The sequence below is a fragment of the Chitinophaga agrisoli genome (assembly GCF_008386695.1).
GTDB lineage: Bacteria > Bacteroidota > Bacteroidia > Chitinophagales > Chitinophagaceae > Chitinophaga > Chitinophaga agrisoli.
This window is the reverse complement of sequence record NZ_VUOC01000002.1, coordinates 1623137-1645554: the sequence shown is the minus strand read 5'-3', so window position 1 is coordinate 1645554 and position 22418 is coordinate 1623137. Positions and strand designations below refer to the sequence as shown.

The following is a 22418-nucleotide window of genomic DNA, read 5'->3' as shown; positions in this document are numbered from 1 at the left end:
TGTGGATTTTATGAAACGGTCGGGTAACAGAAGGAAATATACCGGAGCGGCGATAAAAAGGGGAAATTTGCGGAAGTTGCGACAATAGGGAAAACGCAATGAATGGTTCAGTCTACATTTATACGCTGCTTTTTACTACCCGTAACCTCGTTTTGTAGTAAAGTATTACCACGCCTGTGCTAAAGGCTTTGGATTGCAGCAGCTGTAGATTGGTATTGTAGCGTATATCTTTAAACAAAGGCATGCCTTCCTGCAGGATCACCGGGTGCACCCATAACATATACTCGTCTATTAGCCCCTGGCGCATGAACGATTGTACAATGCTGCCGCTGCCAAAAATGATCATATCCGCGCCGGGTTGCTGTTTTAGTGCCAGTATTTTATTGCCTATATCCCCGCCCATGATCCGGGTATTCTGCCAGCTTGCCTGTTCCAGGGTATTGGAGAAAACGATCTTGCGGTAGCTGTTCATCCGGCGCGCAATGGAAGCGTCGGTGGGATTGGCCAGGGGATCGCGCGCGGCACAGGGCCAGTAGTCCGCCATAACCTGGTAGCTACGCCGTCCCAGCAGGATGGTATCCGCTGTATCCAGCTGCTGCGATATGCACGCAGACATCTCCCCGTCCCAGAAAGGAAAATGCCAGTCCAGCGCGCCATCTGCGCTGGCCATAAAACCATTGAGGGTGATGTTCATAGATACAATTACCTTCCGCATGAGACAAAGGTACCCCATACGGGCAGGAGAGAGGGAGGGCAAACCGGACATACAGGCGGGCCGGTTTCGACTTTTTTCGTAATTTACGGCCCTCAGTGTAGATCGCTCAATGGGCTTTGCCTGGCGCCGCTTGTTTCCACGTGATCTTTTGCGGCAGGGTCCATCTAAAATGAACACTTAAACTTTTACCAGGATGAAACATGTTTCCATCATTATTCCCAATGAAGCCGTGCTTGTGGCCATCGGTGACCCGCGTTATCTGTTTGATACCGTGAATAATTTCCTGGAGGCTACCGGCCAGCCGGCTTTGTTTAACGTACAGCTGGTAGGCCTGACCCCGGAAGTTAAGCTGATCAACGGCTCCTTTTCTGTGCATGCGGATGCGCTGATCGGGGAGGTGGAACATACAGACCTGATCATTATACCTGCCCTGGGCGGCCGCGATCCCCGGCATGCGGTAGAGATCAATAAGGCGTATATACCCTGGCTCATTGCCAAACACCAACAGGGCGCAGAGATAGCCAGCCTTTGCATTGGCGCCTTCCTGCTGGCGGCCACCGGTCTACTGAACGGTAAGGAGTGCTCCAGCCATTGGGTGCTGGCAGACGAGTTCCGGGATATGTTCCCGGAGGTGACCCTGGTGGATGGGCGTATCATCACGGAGGAACGTGGCCTTTATTCCAGCGGCGGCGCTACCTCTTACTGGAACCTGCTGCTCTATATCGTAGAAAAATATACCAGCCGTGAAATAGCCATTAAAATAGCCAAATACTTCGCCCTGGAGATAGACCGCAAAAGCCAGTCGCCCTTTATTATGTTTAACGGGCAAAAGAAACACGAGGATGAGCCCATCCGCAAAGCGCAGGAATTCATTGAGAGTAACCTCACAGAAAAATTATCGGTGGATGAGCTGGCGGATAAATTCGCTATTGGCCGCCGGCATTTTGACCGGCGCTTTAAAAAAGCTACCAATAACACGCCTGCAGAATACATACAGCGCGTACGAATAGAGGCCGCCAAAAAGCTGCTGGAGATCAGCAGGAAGAACGTAAATGAAGTGATGTACGAGGTGGGTTATGCGGATACCAAATCTTTCCGCACCGTATTTAAAAAGATCACCGGCCTGTCACCCATAGACTACAGGAACAAATATAACAACGAAGCAGTAGTGGCATAAGGCATGGCCTCCACATAGATCATGGAGGCCATCCCCATTAGATTAAAACTTCACGGAAAACCCGGCATTCACTACATAATCAGCAAAAGCCGCATCCCCGTTCACCTTATTGGTAGGCGTGCTTCTTTCCTTATCTGTTACGCTCTGCGTTCTGTTGCGTACAAAGGCCACTGGTACAGCGACAAATAACCTTGTTTTTTTGATGGCATAAGAGACTGCCGGCTCTACAGACCATACATAACCGGGTCTGCGGAAATCGCCGCTGCCGCCTACCAGGTCATTTACCGGTATACCCTCCAGCCGTACGCCGGCGGAGGTGGTGAAATTCCGGGAGGTAAAGCCTGCGCCGGCCCGGAACATATACTGATCCGGCACGCTGCAAATGGCCTCATTGGCCAGGGCAGGCGTCAGGGTCTCACGGTAGGTCCTTACCCCGTTCTGCTCCCGTGGGTTCAGCAGGTAATAACCGTTGGCATATACGCCTAGTTTGTTGCCCAGGTGATAGTAGGCGTTCAGTTCCGCCGTAAGGCCGGTGCCGCCATCGCCCAGCTGTATGGACTGGTCAACGGTCCTTAGCTCTTTGGCCCCGTTGGGGCCTACATTATGCCAGTAATCCTGGTAATCATAATCGCCCGTGGCGAACTTAATACCTAAACCGGCCTGTATATTGCCCCGGGTATGTTTTTTAGGGTCCAGCAGCCAGCGGTACACCGCCACGCGGATATCGCCCAGCCCATAGGAGTGCATACTGTAGCGCTGGTTAAACTTGTTCACCCCATTTACCAGCCCATGCTCATACAGGGAGGAGCGGGCATTGGCCAGCAGCGGCACATCTATCATTACGCTCCAGCGCTCGTTCAGTATACGGGTTAAGGCCAGGTCTATGGCCGTTTGGTGATTGATCACCTCTGTGCCTAGTTCTACCCGTTCCTTCTGCTCCTGTCTGCCCTTAAAATGTTTGTACGATTTAAAATAACGGGCGCCCATGTTAAAAAGCCATTTATCCGCGTGCTCATCATCGCCCTGTAATAACATACAGGAGGGGCCGCTGCCACGTATGGCTACACAGCCCTGCGCGCGTACGCCGGTTTTAATACACAATAAAAGAATGGCGGAAAGGAGAATAGTGGACAAAGTTTTTTGCATACAGTGTGTTATTTGGTTGATGAAATGTAGACTAAGTGGGTGCAAAATGATGGATGTAGTAGTGCATTGTCCGTTCTGCAGCAATGTGGTGCGGATGTCATTCCCGGTTTGATGTGACTCTTGTTCAATAACGTGCGCAGTTACAGATCCTGTCGCTTGTGGTGTTCATAACGCTTTGGGCATTCCCTCACCGAATTTAACAAATATTGTAATAAATACGCTGGAAATTATCATGATGCTGGTCAGCCCCTGGCATATGTGTTTAACGGTAGGTAAACAGGGGAAAATTTGCGTAATTTTTCTTCCCTTAAACCATGCTGTATGAACCAGTTTACGAACCGTTCCATGCCAGATTGCACCATCATTCCCGTGCTGGCATATAAAGATGTGGAAGCCGCTATCGACTGGCTTTGCAACACTTTTGGCTTTACAGAGCGCTGGCGCGTAGGCAACCACCGGGCGCAGCTGGCTTTTGGCGGCGGGGGCATTGCCCTGAGCGGACAGGAAGCCGGGGGAGAAAAAGACCGGCATGCCATCATGGTCCGCGTGCTGGATCTAAACGGCCATTATGAACATGTAAAACAACAGGGCGCTAACATCCTGGCGGCGCCGGCAGATTTTCCCTATGGTGAGCGGCAATATTCCGTAGCAGACCTGGAAGGCCACCATTGGACGTTTTCGCAATCCATTGCAGACGTAGCGCCGGAAGATTGGGGTGGTGTTAGTCCCGCCCGCTAGCAGCCCCAACGGCCTGAGCCGTTTGTTACGTGCGCGCTTATACGAAACTTATCGCCGGTACGCAGAAACTTGCGTAATTTTAGGCGAACATAACTAACCGTAGTATGAAATGCAGTATCCTGGTTCTATGCCTTGCCTTAGCGGCTGTTAATGCCGTTGCACAACGCCCGGAGGCGGATGTGCTGGAAACCGCCAAAGGCCCGTTATCTATACAGCCCGTACAGCATGCCAGCCTGGTGCTGACCATGCAGGGCGTTACCATCTATGCCGACCCTTCCGGCGGCGCCCCGCTTTTTAAAGGACTGGCCGCTCCGGACCTGATCCTCATTACAGACATACACGGCGATCATTTTGATACCGCTACCCTGGCAGCCGTAAAAACGGCCCGCACCATCATAGTGGCGCCGCAGGCAGTAGTGGATAAGATGAGCGCAGCGGATAAAGCCAAAGCAGTGGTGCTGAAAAACGGCGATAATACCACGCAGGCAGGCATCACTATCAACGCCATTCCCATGTATAACCTGCCACAGGGCCCGGAGTCCCGTCACCCTAAAGGCAGGGGCAACGGCTACGTATTAACAGTAGGCGGTAAACATATCTATCTCTCCGGCGATACCCAGGGCATACCGGAAATGCGTTCGCTAAAAGATATTGATGTAGCCTTTGTATGTATGAACCTGCCTTACACCATGGATGTAAATGAGGCGGCCAATGCAGTACTGGCCTTTAAGCCCAAAGTGGTATACCCTTACCACTACCGTGGCCAGGGCGGCCTAAGCGATATTACCGCGTTCAAAAAACAAGTAGACGAAGGAAATAAAGGTATTGAAGTACGCCTGCGCAATTGGTACGCGCAACCCTGATAATTATATAGATCTTCTTTTCAGCTGGCTTCGAATGGTTTGTAATAAGTATTACAACACTGTCCGAAGCCATTTTTTATTGATGCGGATTCGTTGATGGTAAGGATATTAACCAACTTCGGCAAGGGGCTTTTTTTTATGTTTTCTTCTTTTATCAATGATGATATAAGCGATCAGCCCCGCCAGCGAAATAGCCGCTACCCATATCAATGCTTTTTCTATTTTACCATTCTTACCATAAATAGCCAGCAATACGATGAGTGGCGTAATACCGCCCATGGTGGCGAGTATATACTTTTTATAATCCATCTTTAACAGCCCGGTAACAAAACCCAGGGAATCATTAGAGAGGGAAGATAATCGCGTAATGGCAATGGCAGCCACGCCATAGTCTTTAATAAAGGAGCTGATCTTATGCTGGTTCTTTTCACTCACAAAACGGCTCACCGTAGAGGGGCTCAGATAACGGCCGATCATATAACCGGTGGAAGAGGAGGCAAATACGCCCACAAAAGAGATCACAGATCCCCAGAAAGGCCCGTAGCCATTGATAGCGATCATCATCACCAGCACATTGGGGATCACAAACAGGAACATCTGTACCACCATTACCAGTACCAGGATCACCGGGCCGGCAAAGCCAAATTGCGAGATCCATTGGCGGAACTCCTTTTCATTATCATTCGTCAGCATACGCCAGGCATCCTGTAAAGCATGCCGGAAACCCGGTATCTGCCAATAACAGATAGCCAGGGCAACCAGCAGTCCTATGGAAACGAACAAGGGTAGCTTACTGGGTTTGGGCGATTTTTTACTGAGTGGGTGTTTCGCTTGCATGGTTCCTAACGTTTAATCCAGCCATTGAAGGCTTCGAAGCGCACAAAATCATAATCATTATAAGCGCCCAGTATGCGGATACTGGCGCCTGCCGGAATAGTGGTCTGTACCGCGGTGATGCTGTCCGGTATGGCTAACAGGGCGCTGGCATTTTTTATGGTGATGCTGCGGTAGGGCTCCGCGGAAAGCGTAACGCTTTCTACAAACCCTTCGCGGTTATCCGGTAACAGCACTTTATACCATTTATCTGTAGCGGCCAGTACCTGCATTACCTGGTTAGCCGGTAGTTTGGTAATAAGAGTACCATTAGCGGCAGGAGATGACCGCAACGATACGGCCATTTTATTTCGCACATTATTGTGCAGGAGCGCGGTATCGGCGCTGATCACCGCCGGTGCGGTCCGGTTTACATTTACAAAAGGCATGGGATCCATGGCCCCACCCGTGGTATAAATACCAAAATGCAAATGCGTAGGCGTATTTTTTGCATTGCCGGTATTACCCATCAGCCCCAGGGTATCGCCCGTCATTACCTGCTGGCCGGAGCGTACCAGCTGAGAATCCAGATGGGCGTAATACAGCGTATAGTCTTTACCCTCCGGCTGCATAAAGATCACTTTACCGCCCAGGTTATTGAGGCCTACGCGGCTTATATAACCATTGGCCGCTGCCACTACCGGCGTACGGAATGTGCCAAAGATATCAATACCTTCATGTTTGCGGCCGCCCTGGTCGCGGGCATCGCCCCAGAAACTGCCAATACGGGAGCGTGTTTTGGAAGGTACGGGAAAAGCGAGGGTAGGGGCCGTGGTGATGGTAACCGTATAGTTGCCGCCGCGCAGCAGCTCCGGTTGCAGGCGCAGTACAAAGCGGCCGTCTTTTTCCACCTCGTGCCGTAGTTGCCAGGTAGTGGTATCGGCAGCGCCCAGCAGGGTAGGATCGCCGGTACCCGTATTCAGCTGCCAGAGGTCTGCAAATAACAGGAACCGGCCGCCGGGTTGGGCGCTTACGGCAATGTCTATCCGCTCGCCGCGGCGCGCGCTGAACATAAAGCCGGCGGCATCCGGTTTTTCTGCGGCAAAATAACCGGTCTCTTTATAAGGCAGCGTAACGGTGAGCGGGCGGGCCAGCGCTTTTTGCGCAGCCGTAAACCAGGCATTACCCAGCGCTGTCTGTTGCAGGCCGGCGTCTGTAATACGGGCGGCATAAGCTTCATGGGCTGTTTTCTTTGTAAACAGGCCTTTTTTAGAGGCAGTACAGGCCGCCAGCAGCAAAACAGTAATTATACAGGAAAATGCATACCAACGCGTATCGGTCATAATCTGTAGATTTCGCTGTATTTGGATCACAATTGTCGCGCCAGAAAGGTAGTTACTCGTAGAGTAACCATACTTCCGTGCCGATGGGGATATCGGCCCTGTTAACACTGCTTTCTAACATGATGTGGCGGGAGCTCCTGCTGTTGGGCCCTCCCCAGACAGCAACAATTTTTGCCACGGGCGCTTCCAGGGAAGTGCCATCCGGCCGGATGAGCAATACCCGCTTCCCTACAGGCTCATTGCCGGTAGTAAGATCGGGGGCAATGAGCAGCCCCTGACCGGGTACATTAAAAGTGCCTTCCACTGTAAATAATAACATAGCCTTTCCCGTGTCTGAAGGCAATATAAGCCAAATTATTGCTAGCTTGCGCCCGGTATTTTTCCTACATTGCCATTATAATAACCCGTTAAAATTCCATGAAGCGCCTGATCCCGTTATTATCCCTGTTGATATTGCTGGCCCCCAGCACTGTTGCCCAGAACAGCCAAAAGATCGTTTTTGATACAAAAGACGCTACCAACTATTACTTAGCCATTCCACCTGAATCCCCGGTGATAAGGGGCGTGCTGGTACTATTCTGCAGCTTTGGCCCGCCGGAAAGTATATTACCGGAAACCCGGCTGCCGCAGGTAACCTGCACCAATGAAATATTGACCATAGTAGCCTCCGTAAAAGGAGCACTATACCTGGATACTGCTACTACCCAACGTATCAGCAGCATTTTGCAGCATGTAACAAACCGTTTTAAGGTTGATACCAGTAAGATCGCAATAGGGGCCTATAGTTATGCCGGCAGCACGCTGTTACGGTATACAGAATTATGTTATCAACACCCGGAAAAATTTCCAGTGCGGCCGAGAGCCATATTCACGGTAGATGGTTCACTGGATCTAATAAACATGTGGCAATGGTGTGAAAGACAGATCAGCAAAAGCTATGATCCCGGAATGACCGGAGATGCCCGGTTCATTTCCAACGCGTTGCGGCAGGGCATTGGTGATCTAAAGAATAACCTGTCCCTGTACCAGGCGCTCACGCCGTTTAACCTGGCAGATACCGCCGGCAATGAGTTATACCTGCGGCATACCGCCCTGCGCTTGTATTATGATACGGATATTAACTGGCAGCTAACAGAAAAACGTAATAGCCTGTATGATACCGATATCCCGGATGCCACGGAATTGGTGAACCGCCTGTTGCTGGCCGGTAATGACAAAGTGGAATTTGTAGCGGCTACGCGCCCCGGTAAACGTAATGACGGCCGCCGTACTCCCACCGCCATGTCTATTGTAGATGAACCGGAATGTATACAATGGCTCAAGCAGCAACTGGAGATCCTGGATCCACGTACCTGGAACCCGCCCTACTACCTGCCAACCCCTCCCAATTGGACCTCCGAAGTATTTGCCCTGCCGCCGGATTTTGCGCCGGCAATATCCTTAAAAGGCGTAGAACATGTCCGCTTTGCACCCGGATGGGGCGAGTTGGGAAAAGCGGATTACTGGACTTATGTATACCTGTGGTGGGTAGAAGGAAAAACCGCTCCGGATGCCGCCGCGCTGCAAAAATACCTGACCGCGTATTACGAAGGCCTGATAGGCCGGAACATAGAACGGCGTAACATCCCAAAAGAAAAACTAACGCCCGTGCGGGTTAGTCTGGCCCCTCAACCGGGCGCAGCGGGCGGCACGCGATATGCCGGCCGCATCGATATGCTGGATTATATGGCGCAGCGCCCAATGACATTACATTGTGTAGCAGATATCAAATACTGCGCGGCAGCAGGCCGTACCGCTATTTTCTTCCAGGTATCCCCGCAGGAAAGCGGGCATCCTATATGGAAGGAGATGCAGGCCATCCCGCAGCAGTTCCACTGCGAAAAACAGCCGTAAGCCCAAACTATCGTAACTTAGCCATAGCGCCCCTATAAAAACACCGTATGTTGTTGTTCCATATCCAGCTTAACCTGGTGATCTTTTGTATTATCCTGCTGGAAATAGTCATCTTCTGGAACCAGTTAGTATCCTTCCTGGCCCGCCGCCATGAAAAGGAAAGGTTGTGGCATATTATCCTGGTAGGCGCGCTGATCCTGTATAATATGGCGGAGAACCTGGTGGAGATGCCGGATAAGAACATCCCCCTGCCTTATACCTTGCAGATCATCATCAACCAGGGCTTTGGCTATCTTGTTACTGCATACATGCCGTTCTACAGTGTAATGACCACCGGTCTTCCCCGCCTGGAATTTCACCGTAAATATGGTTTCCTGTTCCTGGTGGTGCCCTTTATTGTCTTTTATACTATTTATTTCCCCATCACTGGCAATCTGGATCATACCCTGTTATATGCCTATATCTGTACCGGCGCTTACGCCGTATATGCGCTTATAGACCTGGGTCGGATGATCGCCATCTCACAGCGCACGGAGACGAACAAGGCCCGTACACGTGAAAGATGGTGGATCTTTGCCTCCCTGGTATTCTGGTGTACTTCGCCGGTGGTAGGCGTATTCCTGGGGCAGCCCAATTGGGTGGTAGGGGTATTCAATAATGTGGTATACCTGTTGCTGAACTTTACCCTTATGCGCCAAACGGTGCAGAAATCAAAGGCAGAATACCAGCAATTGCAGCAATACGCCCTTAACCTGGAAAAAGAGGTTAACAAACAAACGGCGGAGCTTAAAAAATCCAACGAGCAAAGGACCAATGCCTTTGTGAACCTGGTACATGAGACCAAAACGCCCATCACCCTTATGAATAATTACCTGGAGGAATACATCCAGAAGCACGGGTATAACGAGGACCTGCTGATCGTTAAACGGAACCTGTCCAAGCTGAATAATGATATCAGCAACCTGTTTGACCTGGAGCGGTATGACAAGGGCCTGCCTGTATATAACTATGCCCAGGTCATGAACGTTAGCCAGGTGCTTACAGATAACCTGATCCTGTTCCGCAACTATTCCCGCAAAAAAAAGCTCACCCTTAAAGAAGATGTGGAGGATGATGTGCTGATGAAAGCCGACCCGGACGCCATTAGCCGGATAGTGGTAAACCTGGTTGAGAACGCTATTAAATACACGGAAGAAGGAGGGGAGATCAACGTATCCCTGGAGACAGCCGGTAACCGGCTGCGGCTCATGGTGCAGGATAACGGCATTGGTATTGAGCCCGGCCTGCAGAAAAAGATCTTTGAGCCCTACTACCAGATCAACATACAAAAGAAAAGCGCGCAGGGCATGGGCCTGGGCCTGCCAATGGTAAAAAAGATCGTGGACGGCCTGGGCGGCCAGATCTTCATAGAGAGCAACCCCCAGCAGAAAAAAGGCACCCGGATGGTCGTAACGCTGCCCCGTCATTTGCTGGCCAGGAATGAGGCCGTGGTGTCGGACTATAAGATCAGCGATTCCTCCGGCCTGGAGGTATCGGACTTTAACATCCGGGATACCGCCTACGATCCCCGCCGCCAAACCATCCTGCTGGTAGAGGATAACCAGGCCATGATCAGCTACCTGTTAAAAAAGCTGCAGGAGCGGTACAATGTATGTGTGGCCTTTAACGGCAACGAGGCCCTTAAAAAGGTAAAAGGTTATCCCGTACCCCCGGACCTCATCATCTCAGATGTGATGATGGATAAGGTAGATGGGTTCAAATTTGCCCGGATCATCTCAGAAAGCCCGGACTATAACCATATCCCCTTTATCTTTCTCTCTGCCAAATTTACCAGTAAGGATAAACTGGAGGGCCTGAAACTGGGGGCCCTGGATTATATACCCAAGCCCTTCCGGATGGAGGAGCTGATCCAGAAGATCAATTCTGTGCTGGATAATGCCCTCCGCCAGAAAAAAAGCCTGTTGAACAATACCATCAAAGCCCTGCAGAAAGTGGAGAACCTGGATCTTAAACAGGCGGCTTCCGGCGGTTTTGAACAGAACTGCAGCCAGTATAACCTCACCACCCGGGAGGTAGACATTGCCAGGTTGATCTGTGAGGGACATTCCTATAAAGAGATAGGCGATAACCTCTTTATTGCGGAGCGGACCGTCAAGAAACACGCCCAAAACATATTTGAAAAAACTAATGTATCTAACAAGGTACAGCTTATCAATAAGCTGCAGGCCTGATCCCTTCCCCGCCTCTGCCATCCATTGCATAAAAAACTTAACATAGCCCACGCGCCGCTGGCGTGGGGTGCAAACCCTTACTGGTAAAGGAGACTACTGCCTTGTACGTATAAAAATAGTACCAACGCCTTATTGCCTTTTCGTTCCCGGCAAATGAAATTGCCTTGTTTCCGGTTATGCCGGAGCGTTAGCATCCATCAAAAAATTATCCCATGCGTACGTCTGAGAAAGAATTGCCGGAACAGCCTTCCTACGAGTTGCTCAAATCTATTTTTCATACCGCCATGCACGAGATAGGGGTGCCGGTGAATGGGGTGGTAACAGCAGCTACGTTCCTGAAACGGGAGATAGAAAGCGGGGACAAGGAATTTGTACAGGAGCTTTTACAAATGATATTTTCTGCCGCTAATAACCTGAATGAGATCTTTGAGCGGGTACGGGAGGTGGTACGGCAGGAAAACCAGCAAAAATACCAACTTATGGAAACCCATTTCGATTTCAGGAAGTGGCTGGATAATGTGCTGTTATCCATGTCCGCCCTTTTTCTGGACAAAGAGATCTCCGTCGTAAAACAGGTGCCCCGGGAGTTCCCGCCGGTTGTTTTTGCGGATAAGGTATACTTAACGCAGATCATCTACAACCTGCTCATGAACGCCTTAAAATACAGCCCGGCAGGTACAGTGGTGTCTGTTGCCTGTTTTGTGGATGCCAGTCATTTTGGCATAGAGGTCACAGACCAGGGTATCGGCATCTCCTCCGGGGAGCTGCCCCTTATTTTCCAGGAATACCGCCAGCTCTCCAGCGGGTTTAAGTCACAGCTGGGTGGCATAGGCCTGGGGCTGGCTATCGTAAAGAACCTGACGGAAGCCATGAACGGTACTATTACCGTAAGAAGCGAGGAAGGGGCTGGTAGTACATTCACCGTTACCTTCCCGTTAAAGTCTGAGCCGGCCTGATTCCATTTATAATCCCAAACCCTTGGGCGGTATGATCTCGCCCACTGATAACGCACTGTCTATCTCTATCCAGTAAGGGGTCATGGTCTTCATGCCCGCTACGGCAATTACCTTGTACTCGTCCTTTTTGCCGCCGGTAAAGATCAGCCCTTTTACCCTGGCCATTCTGCCGGCGCGTTTTGCCGGCAAACGTACGGTGCCAAATGGCCGGTCCCGGTATCTGAGCAGTTGCGGCGATGCGTACTCCCCATACCTGAGGTATAACATAGCGCTATCCTGCGGCGCGCTGTAAATAAACGCAAAGGACCCGTTCTCCCGGGAGCCTTTCCCAATTTGAATAGTATCGCCTTTTTTGATCTTCCAGCCAGATGCGGTGGTATAACCATTCCTGATCCTTGCTTTGAACTCCTTCCTGCTTTGGGCCATGGCGCCCTGCATTACACATAACAATAGGCATACGATAACGCTTTTCATATCCTGTGGACTTTAATTGATCCGGGGTATCGGGTTAAACAGGGCAGCTTGCTGTAACTGAAGGTAAGGAAATTCCGGTTAATACCTTTGACATGATGCAGTGATAGATATCCCCTAACTGATCAGTAGCTGATCCGTAGTTAACCGGTAGATAACCCGTATCTATAAAGGGACGGCTTATATACGGGTTACATACGGGTTAGATACGGGTTATATACCGGTTATCTATAAGTAGGGATCCGCCTGGAATAGGCTGGGTCTAGTCCTGCAATCGGTTGTGTCTTATACTTATAAGGGAAAAGCTAAAAGGAATGATAAGAGGGTAGGAGAGGCTGGTTTTACTAAACCGGACAACAAATATTTTTCTTCAGACAAAAGAAAGTATTTACCTTCACGTCCGCATAATTGAAATGAGCCCCAAAATAAGTTTAACACCCAAAAGGAATCATATAGGAAAATTTCAATCATCAATTCAGCTAAAGGAAAATTAACCCAACCCGGGAGGGATGATAATGCCTTTAATATGTACTGTACCGTTACGGCAGCAAAACCTATACTTGCTGTAGTTGCCCGTATTATGCTGGATTGACCATGCTTTATCTCACAGTTAACTAAAATTCAAAACAAATGAAAAAACAGACCCAGAAAAAACTCCATCTTGGCAAGATCGTGGTTGCCTCATTAAGTAAATCCCGTCAGTCTAATCTGTATGGCGCCGGCTCCGGCACGCTTCCCTGCTCTTTCTGCAGGTGCGAAGAAGGTACTGCCACCCTTCCTTGCCCGCAATCTTATGCGGATGATTGCAATTATCCTGGTACCGGTGGTACGGACCGTACCTGCCTTACTGTACAGGAATGTTACTCAGATTACACAAAATGTGATTGTCATCCTAAGCCCTGATAGCCCCTTACGTATTAGGATTGCTCCGCTGTGCGCAGCGGAGCTTTTTTATTATACCGCCCTTTGCGTTTAATCATTATTTTAGCAAAGTAAAACTTTGCTTCATGGATCTTCCTCAATTGCCGGCCAGAAGGGCCTTTATTGCCAACGCACTAAAAGCCGCCGGCGCTTCCGCGTTATTGACCATACCAGGCGTAGCCATGGCGGCGCAAAACAGCCTGCTGCAAAAGCCTTATACCGTACAGGATATCATCGGCCTCATACTGAAAGAGATCCCCGGTGCGCCCTTTAAAGAAACAGTGGATACGTTAAAAAGCGGCGGCGCAAGCCAGCAGGTAACGGGTATCGTAACCACCATGTTTGCCACGGTACAGGTAATAGAAGAAGCTGCCAAACGCAATGCCAATTTCATCATCGCACATGAACCTACGTTCTATAATCACCAGGATGATGTGAACTGGGTGCCAGGCAATGAAGTGGTAAAACAAAAACAGGCATTGCTCAAAAAACATAACATTACTGTATGGCGTTTCCATGACTACTGGCATGCTTACCGGCCGGATGGTATTGGTTATGGCGTACTACGCAAAACCGGCTGGCTGCAGTATTATAAGCCGGGCCAGATGATCCTGCAGTTGCCAGCCACACCGCTTGCGGACATCATCACCACGCTTAAAAGTTCTTTAGATATCACTCAGCTGCGTACTATTGGCGACCCCGCCCAGGTTTGCCAGCGGATTGCCCTGATGCCTGGCGCAGCTGGCGGCCAGCGGCAGATCGCCATCGTAGAAAAAGAAAAACCGGATGTGCTGATCGTAGGCGAAGTGCACGAATGGGAAACCGCGGAATACATACGTGATAGCCGGCAACTGGGCGCTAAAACAGCGCTGATCGTACTGGGTCATTCGCAAAGCGAAGAGCCGGGTATGGAATGGCTGGTAGATTGGCTGCAGCCTAAACTGCAGGGTATAAAGGTAACCCATATAACGTCTGGCAATCCTTTTACCTTTAGCTGACGCCGGTTATCCAGCGCTGGCCAAACCGCAGGGCTGCAGCCGCAGAAACCGCTGCGGCTTGTATCCCGCCGCTTTTATCTAAATTAGCTTAAAATCTATCTGCCATGCAAAAAGTAGTTCATTTCGAGATCCCCGCGGATGATATTGAGCGGGCCAGGAAATTTTACAGCGATATTTTCGGCTGGCGAATACAGGACTGGCCTTTACAGGACGGGTCTGTATACACAGGCGCCAGAACGGTGGAGGTGGATGAGACCACCTTTATACCCAAGGAGCCGGGCGCTATTAACGGCGCCATCGTAAAACGTGACGAGGTGGTAAAAACGCCGCAGGTAACGGTAAATGTGCCTTCTATTGATGAATATGCAGAGAAGGTAAAAGCCGCCGGCGGCCAGGTGTTAAAACCCAAACAGGAAATTGAAGGCACAGGTTACTATGCCTATGTTACAGATAGTGAGGGCAACCTGCTGGGCCTGTGGGAAGATATTAAGAAAGCTTAGATCAGGTAAGATCAAAGACAAAGGCTTGTCCGGTATATACCAGGCAAGCCTTTGCCGTTCCTTGCTTCTGTATAGCGGAAAAGCTATATTTGTTTTAACCAAAATCAAAGACACATGTTCCCGCTATCCCGGTCGCGCCTGACCGCCCTCTTTTTAGCCATGTTGCCATTAGCCGCAGCCGCACAACAGGGCACTTCCGCCAGCCCTTATATACTGGAGCCCACGCCCACCACAGTAGCCTGGGGCCATTACTGGTCAGAGATGCCGCCGGCGCTGCGCGTAAAATCCGGAGACTACGTGCAGGTACACACGCTCATCACTTCCTCGCCGGAAAGGCTGGAAGCCGCCGGCCTGCCTGCCGCGCAAGTGGAGAAGGAGCTGCGCGATGTACAGGTCGTAAAAGATAAAGGCCCCGGCGGCCATATCCTCACCGGCCCTATCTATATAGACGGCGCGGAACCCGGCGATGTGCTGGAAGTGCGTTTTGAGACCATCGAACTGGCCATTCCCTATGGTTATAATGCTATTGGACAAGCAGGTTTCCTGTCAGATGAGATCTTTGACCGCAAAATGAAGATCATCCCCCTGGATAAGGAAAAAATGCTGGGCCATTTTGCAGATGGTATAGCTGTGCCGTTACGTCCCTTTTTTGGCAGCGCAGGCGTAGCCCCGCCCAAGGAGGCCGGCCGCTGGAACAGTGCGCCACCGTGGGTACACGCCGGCAACCTGGATAATAAGGAGCTGGTGGCTGGTTCTTCCCTTTTTATACCCGTGCATATAAAAGGCGCGCTGTTTGAGATTGGCGATGGCCATGCTGCCCAGGGGAATGGAGAGGTAGATATTACCGCTATTGAAACCTCCTTAAGGGGCAAACTGCAGTTCATTGTACATAAAGGCAAAAAGATAGGCTGGCCCCGCGCGGAAACTGCTACCCATATCATTACCATGGGTTGCGACCGCGACCTCAATGCCGCTACCCATATAGCCGTACGGGAAATGATCCGCTACCTGATGGAGGAAAAACATTTGTCCCAGGCAGATGCTTATATGCTTTGCAGCGTAGCGGTGGATGTGAATATTACGCAACTGGTGGATGGCAATGTAGGCGTACACGCCATGTTGCCTAAAGTGGTTTTTGTAAAGCAGTAAACCTTATAGACAGGAATGGGCCGGTCAATCGTAATTGGCCAGCCCATTTTTATTATAAGCATTCCCTTATCAGAAAGTATTTTTCTTTTCCAGTTCCGGCATGGCTTCATCTATACGTTTAGCTAGCTCCGGCAGTTTGATGGTAGGCACCGCGGGGAACAGGTGATGCTCCAGGTGATAGAACATGCTAAAAGTGATCTTATTCTTCCAGCCGCTGCGCTGTGTTCTGGCTAAGGCTGGGTTGTGCTCCGTATCATGATGCACTGTCCATACCGCAAAAAAGGCCATCAGGAATTCGCCAAACACCATCACGATAATATGATACATGAGAAAATGGATCTGGAAATAAAACACGCCAAAAGCTACCAGGGCAATGGATAACAGTTCTATCAGCACATTCCTTACATAATTCCGGTTACCCAGCTGTAAGGTTACTTTATGGATCAGGAACATATGCACCGGGCCATACAGGATAGCACCGTACCAGCTCATACCAGCGGATTTGCCCTCATAATCCTCTTCAGAAAGACAATATTTATGATGCCGGATATGATTGAATTTAACAGCGTGTATAGACGTCATCATTAATATGCTGTTCAGGTACAGGGATAACCAGGTAAGGAATTTATTGGTGCCCAGCGATTGATGGAAACCATTATGCACCTGTCTTAACCCGGTAAGGAAAAAGAAAGCGGAGAAGGGCAGGGCCGCAATATAATAACCATAATAAGCCAGTATCCAGGAAGCCAGGAGCCAGGGGATGGTAAGGTTGTTCTCGATCAGCATCTCTTTTACAGAAAGCTGCTTCAGGTCCTTCCACTGCACTTTTTTGAGGATCTCGGCATGTGTCATATAGTAGGGATTGATAGTAGTTCAAAGGTACCGGGTGCGGGCCGTACAGACTATGATAATTGTCATATAGCTCCCTGGGGTGAAAAATCCCCTTAACAATTTAGTAATATATGCTCCCGTTACTCCTGCTTAATATTGCGGTACCTAATCCTACCTGCAGTAAATGCAAAATACGGGGCAATATATCAGCAGCGGACTATATCAAGGCCGTTAATCCATCTGCCTGGATCGATTACGCCATGATCACGCATTTCCATGACGATCATTTTGGCGGCATGTACAAAGGCGCAAAAGCGGCTGCCTCCGGGCAATACTACCTCACGGGTATTACCGGGGTGGGGGACCGTATTCCCATTCACCAGCTGGTAGACCGCGGCTACCCGGACTACAATTAAGCGCGGTGGCCCCGGCAGTAGGGCAGGTGGATATTGCGACCATGAGCCACCATGGCAACCGGAATTCGCTGAACATACACTATATCCAGACATTACGCCCCCGCGTATGGATAGAGCAGGTATGGTCCAGCGACCATCCCGGTCATGAAGTGCTGATACGGCTTACCTCCCGCGCTACCAATCCTTACCCCCATGATCTGTTTGCCACCAATATGCTGGAGGCCAACAAACTGGTGATAGGCCCTGCGCTGGAAAACTCGTACAAAAGCATTTCAGGCCATATTGTAGTACGGGTGGCCCCGGACGGCGCCTCGTACAATATTATTGTGCTGGATTCCTTTAAGAAGGGACAGCAGGTGAAGCAAGTGTTTGGGCCCTATACATCCGGAGGAAAGCGTTAACGCGCTTTCCTTCATCCCCCCTGTAGCGCGCTCTCCCCCATATCTAATTTTGCTCATATGAACGTATTCTGCTAAAAATAGCTTTACTTTATGTAGTGTTGTTTGTATGTATACCTATGGCTAATAGGGATGTATGGTTGGATGTTGTACCTCAAAGCTTGAACCCCGTTAATTATTCCTTTCATGAGCACGCGAAAACTATTTGCGACCCTTATCGGGATCAATAATTACATGAGCAATGCGTTAAGGGGATGCGTAAAAGATGTGCTGGAAATAGACGCTTTATTGCGCGAGATCTGCGCACAGCAGCAATCCCCGCTTGAATATACGCCTTTATACCTGCTGGCCCCCAACCAGGCAGATGAAGAACGGATCAGCAAACTGCCGGTTCCCATCCAGTATGAAGCGCCTACGTTTGCGCATATTACACAAAAGGCTTTCAGTCATTTAAAACAGGCGCAGCCCGGCGATATCTGTGTGCTTTTTTATAGCGGCCATGGCTCCCAGATAAAGGCGCCTGCCGAATTCAGCCATCTTAAATCAGACGGACAGAACGAAACGCTGGTATGTGTAGACAGCCGCGATCCGGCCAGTCAGAGCCGCGATCTCATCGATAAAGAGCTGGCCTATCTTATCTGGGATGCGCTGGAAGGAAAGGATGTGCATTGCCTGGTGATCATGGACTGCTGCCACTCCGGCAATAATATGCGCGCCATAGCAACGGAAGATGAGGAGCTGCGCTACCGCATGGAAGCCCCCTCTGCCGTACAGGCGCCGCTGGACCAATACCTGGGTTTTAATGACCCGCGTAATTTCTACGAGCCAAAGAATGGCAAGGCCTCCATTAAAATAGCCCGTTATGTGCAGCTATCTTCCGCACAGGATTTTGAGAAAGCGGCAGAAACGCGCGCGGGCGGATTGTTCACCTCCCGGCTCATCCCTTTCCTGCGCGCAGGGGGCACGGCCCGCAGCTACCGCAGCATTATACAGAACCTGGCCGTTACGGTGACAGGCCGCTATGCACAGCAGCATCCCGTAATATCCGCTACCCGGAAGGAAGATGAGGACCTGCAGTTCCTGGGCGCAGATCTGATCCCTTACCAGGCCAGCTACGAGGTACGTTACGACTTTAGCAAAGAGAACTGGATACTCCATGGCGGCGCTATGCATGGCATTACCCCTTCCACCGGCGGCGCGGATACCCTTGTAAAGATCATGGGTGTTGATCAAACCATTAAAATAACGCAAACCGGCGCTACTACATCGGTGCTGGACAAAGCCGGCATGGCTGCTTTTGATAACAGCCGGGAAGATTATAAAGCGGTGATCGTACAGATGGCCGGCGCCCGGCTGAATATAGGCCTGGCCCAATCCCTGCAGGCAGATGCCGGGATGATGGCGGCGCTGCAGGCTGCTTATGAAAAAGCGGCCCCGTTTTACCTGGATCTTGATTTCCATGGGCAGCGGGAAGTGCATGACTACCTGATCCGGCTGACAGCAGAAAAAGCATACTTATTTACCGCCAGTGATAGCGATGTGCCTTTATTTGCCCGTACGGAAGACGCAGCGCAGTTCCTGGGGGATGCAGAGCAGATAGGCCGCTGGTGCAGCGTGGCAGAAATGCGTAATGTGGATACTACCATAAAGGATACGGATTTTGTATTTACCCTGGAGATCATAGAAGGGGAGGACCTGGGCGCTGCAAACGCAGATGAGTTGCCCGGTACTCCTATTCCCCTGCGGCCGGATGAAGAGATACGCCTGCGTTACAGGCATGAAAAAGCGCCGGGTTTCCGCCTGAGTGTAGCCCTGGCAGATAACGCTACACTAACGGAATGTTTTATAGGCGTATTATACCTGGGCAGCAAATACGGCATAGCTGAGGGGTTGATAGATGCCAGCGCTTCCCGCCTGGTAAAGGGAGGGGCGCCCATTACCCTGCAATTCATTAACCCCGATACGGGAAAAGAGCAGCATACCATCCCCGTGAATATGGACGAGTTATACTACACCTACGGGATTAACGAAATAACAGACCTGCTGAAGATCTTTGTATCTACCCAACCGTTGCAGCTCTCCAGTTTTGAGCAGGAAGAGCTGCCATTGGAAACGCCCCTCACCAGGGGAATAGGCTTTGCAAAGAAAAGCGTGGCCGTGGACAATGATGTAAACTGGACAATATTTACCAATCATATCCGGATCACCGGGGTCTCATCTAACCTTACACCATCTACCCCAAAAAAAATTGCATTATGACGGGTTATTCCATCCATATTGGCCTTAATCATCTTGACGAACAACATTATCCCGGCGTGCCCACGCTAAGGGCAGCCGTGAACGACGCCGTTTTCTGGCGCAGTTATGCGGAGCAACAGGGATACAAAGCGTTATCCCTGCATGATGGCGAAGCCCGTGCAGATGCCGTACTGCAGGCCCTGGCCGGCTGTGCCGGGCAAATGCAGCCGGGCGATATACTGCTGCTTACCTATGCCGGTCATGGCGGCGTAATGCCCAATGATAAACCGGCTGGTTTTGATAATGAGCGTAATGACCAGACCTGGTGCCTGTATGATCGCCAGTTGCTGGATGATGAGCTCTACGAAGCCTTTGAGGCTTTTCCGGAAGGCGCCCGGATCCTCGTGATCTCAGACAGTTGCCATTCCGGTACGATTACCCGCGTAGCGGATACAGACCTGAGCCGCCTGCTGGGTAAGGGCATGGCCGCTGCTGCCGGCGCCAGGGGCATCCTATCCCGCCAGCTATCAGACGAAGTACAGGAACGCACGCTGGAAAAGAACGAAGACGCCTATAAAGCCATACAGGATAAATACCGCGTTAAAAAACAGGCAGCCGGCGTAAAAGCAGCCGTAAAGCTGCTGGCTGCTTGCCAGGATGATCAGGAAACACTGGATGGCGCCAATAACGGCATCTTCACAGAAGCGTTTATGAGCATACTGCCAGACCCGGCCTATGCCACCGCCAATTGTGAGATGCTGATGGCAGCCGTGCGCAACCGTTATCAGTTCCCCGTGCCTAATTTTTTCCAGTATGGCGGTATTATTGACGCTTTTGACTACGGCTTTCCGTTTGCGATAGATATTCCCAATGCGGCCACCGTTACCGGTCACCGCGATCCTATACTGTTTGAGCCGGCCACCCGTACGGTAGCCGCGCCGGAACAATGGGATACCCTGGCCCTGCAAACGCCCGCGGTATTATTAACGGAAATAGAAGGGGACCTTAAAGGCGATTTTGCAGGCGGTACAGATGTCAATATCCTTAGCCATAAAAAAACGCCTACTGGTACCGCGCTTACGCTGGAAGTGCTTTCCATGCCCGCGGAATTGGGCTGGAGCGCTGCGCATGCCCTGCAAACACAGCTGGCCGCCCTGCACTATACTGTAAGCGTAGAGCCCCTGATCACCGTGAACCCCGCACAACGGGAAAAGACCAGCCGCGAGGGCGACGCCAATAACCCGGATTATATACAGGAATGGCCCCCTTCCTTATTGCAGGGCAAGGTGGGCATAGGCTGGCACCTGGATGATGCGCACTCGCAACTGACAAAGGCCCGCGATTTTGTACTGGCGCAAAATGCGGAAGCGCATGTACGTGTAGGGCATATTGATACCGGTTATATACAACATACCTGCCTGCCGGTATACCTGAACCGGGAGGCGGCCCGCAGCTTCATAAACGGGGAAGATGAGAACCCCGCTATAGACCTGATAGAATCCGGACAGGATGGGCATGGTTTAGGCACTATTACCCTGCTGGCCGGTTATAAAACAGATAAAGCCGCCACTTTTGGCGAGTTTGAAGGTTATATAGGCGGCGTGCCTTTTGCGGAAGTGATCCCCATGCGCGTGTCAGAGTCTGTAGTGATCTTTAACTCCAACAACTTCTGTGAGGCGGTGGATTATGCCATAGAACAGGAATGCGAAGTGATCTCAATGTCCATGGCGGGTAAACCCAGCAAACGTATGGCGAGGGCTATTAACCGGGCATATGAATCCGGTATTGTGATGGTCACCGCCGCCAGCAATTGCTGGTATAAAGGCCCTGGGGCGCTGCTACCCAAATGTGTGATGTTCCCCGCGGCATTTGAGCGGGTGATAGCTGCCACGGGCGCCATGTATAACCACCAGCCTTATGATGTGAACTTTCTGCAGCAAAGCCGTTTTAATATCACCACCAAATATATGCAGGGCTCCTGGGGGCCTGCCTCGCGCATGACGCGGGCATTGGCCGCTTATACGCCCAATACGCCCTGGGCCTCTACGGTACATCCCTTTGTGCGCAGCGGCGGCGGCACCTCCTCTGCTACGCCACAGGTAGCAGCGGCGGCAGCCATCTGGATAGCCCACCATCGTGATGCTATGGAAGCAAAAGGATACTATAAAAAAGGGCAGCAATGGAAAAAAGTAGAGGCCGTGCGTTATGCGCTGTATAGATCCGCCGCAAAGGAGGCCGCTTTCCCGGAATGGCGCAAGTATTATGGCAACGGTATTTTAAGAGCGTATGATGCGTTGCAGGTAGGCGTACCGGATGAGCAGGAGCTTAAAAAAGCGCCGGAGGCAGAATCCAGCATATGGGGCATTACACAGCTCGTTAGCTCCTTCTTTGCCAACCGCCAGCTGTTCCGGGCCAATGGGCCTAAACCGGAACCGGAGGCGCTGGCGCATGAGCTACTGGACCTGTTATATACAGACCCGCAGTTCTACGGCCTTGTTTCTACCATTGACCTGGGTAATGAAGCAGGCATAAAGGCCCTGGTAGAGGATGCCGCTTTCCGGCAAAAAGTATTGCAGTCGCCCTATGCCTCCCCTTACCTTAAAGAGACCATGGTGGCATAA

21 protein-coding genes are annotated in these 22418 nt (G+C 50.8%); 14 read left to right on the top strand and 7 right to left on the bottom strand.

Annotation, left to right across the window (positions count from 1 at the left end; translation table 11 throughout):
* Positions 1-118: 118 nt before the first annotated feature.
* Positions 119-766 (bottom strand): dihydrofolate reductase family protein, encoded by a 648-nt coding sequence (locus F0L74_RS13905; protein WP_246197702.1) that lies wholly within the window; start codon positions 764-766, stop codon positions 119-121.
* Between the two features lie 142 nt (positions 767-908).
* On the opposite strand from F0L74_RS13905, the gene F0L74_RS13900 reads away from it, so the two are divergent.
* Complete coding sequence (locus F0L74_RS13900; RefSeq protein WP_149838454.1) at positions 909-1892, top strand: GlxA family transcriptional regulator; 984 nt, start codon at positions 909-911, stop codon at positions 1890-1892.
* A 42-nt stretch (positions 1893-1934) separates the two neighbouring features.
* Here the strand turns inward: F0L74_RS13900 and F0L74_RS13895 are convergent, their stop codons facing one another.
* Positions 1935-3038 (bottom strand): hypothetical protein, encoded by a 1104-nt coding sequence (locus F0L74_RS13895; protein WP_149838453.1) that lies wholly within the window; start codon positions 3036-3038, stop codon positions 1935-1937.
* A gap of 321 nt (positions 3039-3359) precedes the next feature.
* On the opposite strand from F0L74_RS13895, the gene F0L74_RS13890 reads away from it, so the two are divergent.
* Positions 3360-3776, top strand: coding sequence for a VOC family protein (locus F0L74_RS13890; protein ID WP_149838452.1), 417 nt, complete (start codon positions 3360-3362; stop codon positions 3774-3776).
* Between the two features lie 104 nt (positions 3777-3880).
* Positions 3881-4639 carry an MBL fold metallo-hydrolase gene (locus F0L74_RS13885; protein WP_149838451.1) on the top strand — a complete coding sequence of 253 codons (759 nt, stop codon included), beginning with the start codon at positions 3881-3883 and terminating at the stop codon, positions 4637-4639.
* A 108-nt stretch (positions 4640-4747) separates the two neighbouring features.
* Here F0L74_RS13885 and F0L74_RS13880 read toward each other — a convergent pair whose 3' ends face one another.
* From F0L74_RS13880 to F0L74_RS13870, 3 genes are read right to left on the bottom strand one after another with little or no spacing between them, the layout of a single operon-like run.
* Positions 4748-5476 carry a TVP38/TMEM64 family protein gene (locus tag F0L74_RS13880; protein ID WP_149838450.1) on the bottom strand — a complete coding sequence of 243 codons (729 nt, stop codon included), beginning with the start codon at positions 5474-5476 and terminating at the stop codon, positions 4748-4750.
* 5 nt (positions 5477-5481) lie between these two features.
* On the bottom strand, positions 5482-6795 hold the full coding sequence (locus F0L74_RS13875; protein WP_149838449.1) for a M23 family metallopeptidase: 1314 nt from the start codon (positions 6793-6795) through the stop codon (positions 5482-5484).
* Between the two features lie 52 nt (positions 6796-6847).
* Positions 6848-7114, bottom strand: a complete 267-nt coding sequence (locus F0L74_RS13870) for a hypothetical protein (protein WP_149838448.1) — start codon at positions 7112-7114, stop codon at positions 6848-6850.
* A 98-nt stretch (positions 7115-7212) separates the two neighbouring features.
* Here F0L74_RS13870 and F0L74_RS13865 point away from each other — a divergent pair, with 98 nt between their 5' ends.
* The 3 genes from F0L74_RS13865 to F0L74_RS13855 all read left to right on the top strand — a co-directional run bounded on the left by F0L74_RS13865 (position 7213) and on the right by F0L74_RS13855 (position 11875).
* On the top strand, positions 7213-8688 hold the full coding sequence (locus tag F0L74_RS13865) for a hypothetical protein (protein ID WP_149838447.1): 1476 nt from the start codon (positions 7213-7215) through the stop codon (positions 8686-8688).
* 47 nt (positions 8689-8735) lie between these two features.
* The gene (locus F0L74_RS13860) at positions 8736-10919 is read left to right on the top strand and encodes an ATP-binding protein (RefSeq protein ID WP_149838446.1); all 2184 of its coding nucleotides are present in this window, start codon (positions 8736-8738) and stop codon (positions 10917-10919) included.
* A 212-nt stretch (positions 10920-11131) separates the two neighbouring features.
* Positions 11132-11875, top strand: coding sequence for a sensor histidine kinase (locus tag F0L74_RS13855; RefSeq protein WP_149838445.1), 744 nt, complete (start codon positions 11132-11134; stop codon positions 11873-11875).
* 6 nt (positions 11876-11881) lie between these two features.
* On the opposite strand, the gene F0L74_RS13850 is transcribed toward F0L74_RS13855, so the two are convergent.
* Positions 11882-12349, bottom strand: a complete 468-nt coding sequence (locus F0L74_RS13850) for a hypothetical protein (RefSeq protein WP_149838444.1) — start codon at positions 12347-12349, stop codon at positions 11882-11884.
* Positions 12350-12976: 627 nt separating this feature from the next.
* Between F0L74_RS13850 and F0L74_RS13845 the strand changes: the two genes are divergently transcribed.
* The 4 genes from F0L74_RS13845 to F0L74_RS13830 all read left to right on the top strand — a co-directional run bounded on the left by F0L74_RS13845 (position 12977) and on the right by F0L74_RS13830 (position 15914).
* The gene (locus F0L74_RS13845; protein WP_149838443.1) at positions 12977-13249 is read left to right on the top strand and encodes a hypothetical protein; all 273 of its coding nucleotides are present in this window, start codon (positions 12977-12979) and stop codon (positions 13247-13249) included.
* 104 nt (positions 13250-13353) lie between these two features.
* Positions 13354-14265, top strand: a complete 912-nt coding sequence (locus tag F0L74_RS13840; protein WP_149838442.1) for a Nif3-like dinuclear metal center hexameric protein — start codon at positions 13354-13356, stop codon at positions 14263-14265.
* A 104-nt stretch (positions 14266-14369) separates the two neighbouring features.
* Positions 14370-14765, top strand: a complete 396-nt coding sequence (locus F0L74_RS13835; protein WP_149838441.1) for a VOC family protein — start codon at positions 14370-14372, stop codon at positions 14763-14765.
* 114 nt (positions 14766-14879) lie between these two features.
* A complete protein-coding gene (locus F0L74_RS13830; protein WP_213086960.1) occupies positions 14880-15914 on the top strand; it encodes an acetamidase/formamidase family protein in 1035 nt (344 codons plus the stop codon).
* Between the two features lie 69 nt (positions 15915-15983).
* Here the strand turns inward: F0L74_RS13830 and F0L74_RS13825 are convergent, their stop codons facing one another.
* Positions 15984-16766 (bottom strand): fatty acid desaturase family protein, encoded by a 783-nt coding sequence (locus F0L74_RS13825; RefSeq protein WP_149838440.1) that lies wholly within the window; start codon positions 16764-16766, stop codon positions 15984-15986.
* 110 nt (positions 16767-16876) lie between these two features.
* Between F0L74_RS13825 and F0L74_RS13820 the strand changes: the two genes are divergently transcribed.
* The 4 genes from F0L74_RS13820 (at position 16877) to F0L74_RS13805 (ending at position 22418) form a co-directional block, all read left to right on the top strand.
* A complete protein-coding gene (locus F0L74_RS13820) occupies positions 16877-17161 on the top strand; it encodes a hypothetical protein (RefSeq protein WP_149838439.1) in 285 nt (94 codons plus the stop codon).
* 5 nt (positions 17162-17166) lie between these two features.
* Positions 17167-17562, top strand: coding sequence for a ComEC/Rec2 family competence protein (locus F0L74_RS13815; protein ID WP_149838438.1), 396 nt, complete (start codon positions 17167-17169; stop codon positions 17560-17562).
* A gap of 183 nt (positions 17563-17745) precedes the next feature.
* Positions 17746-19818, top strand: a complete 2073-nt coding sequence (locus F0L74_RS13810) for a caspase family protein (protein ID WP_149838437.1) — start codon at positions 17746-17748, stop codon at positions 19816-19818.
* Positions 19815-22418, top strand: coding sequence for a S8 family serine peptidase (locus tag F0L74_RS13805; protein WP_149838436.1), 2604 nt, complete (start codon positions 19815-19817; stop codon positions 22416-22418). The genes F0L74_RS13810 and F0L74_RS13805 overlap by 4 nt, the downstream gene beginning before the upstream one ends.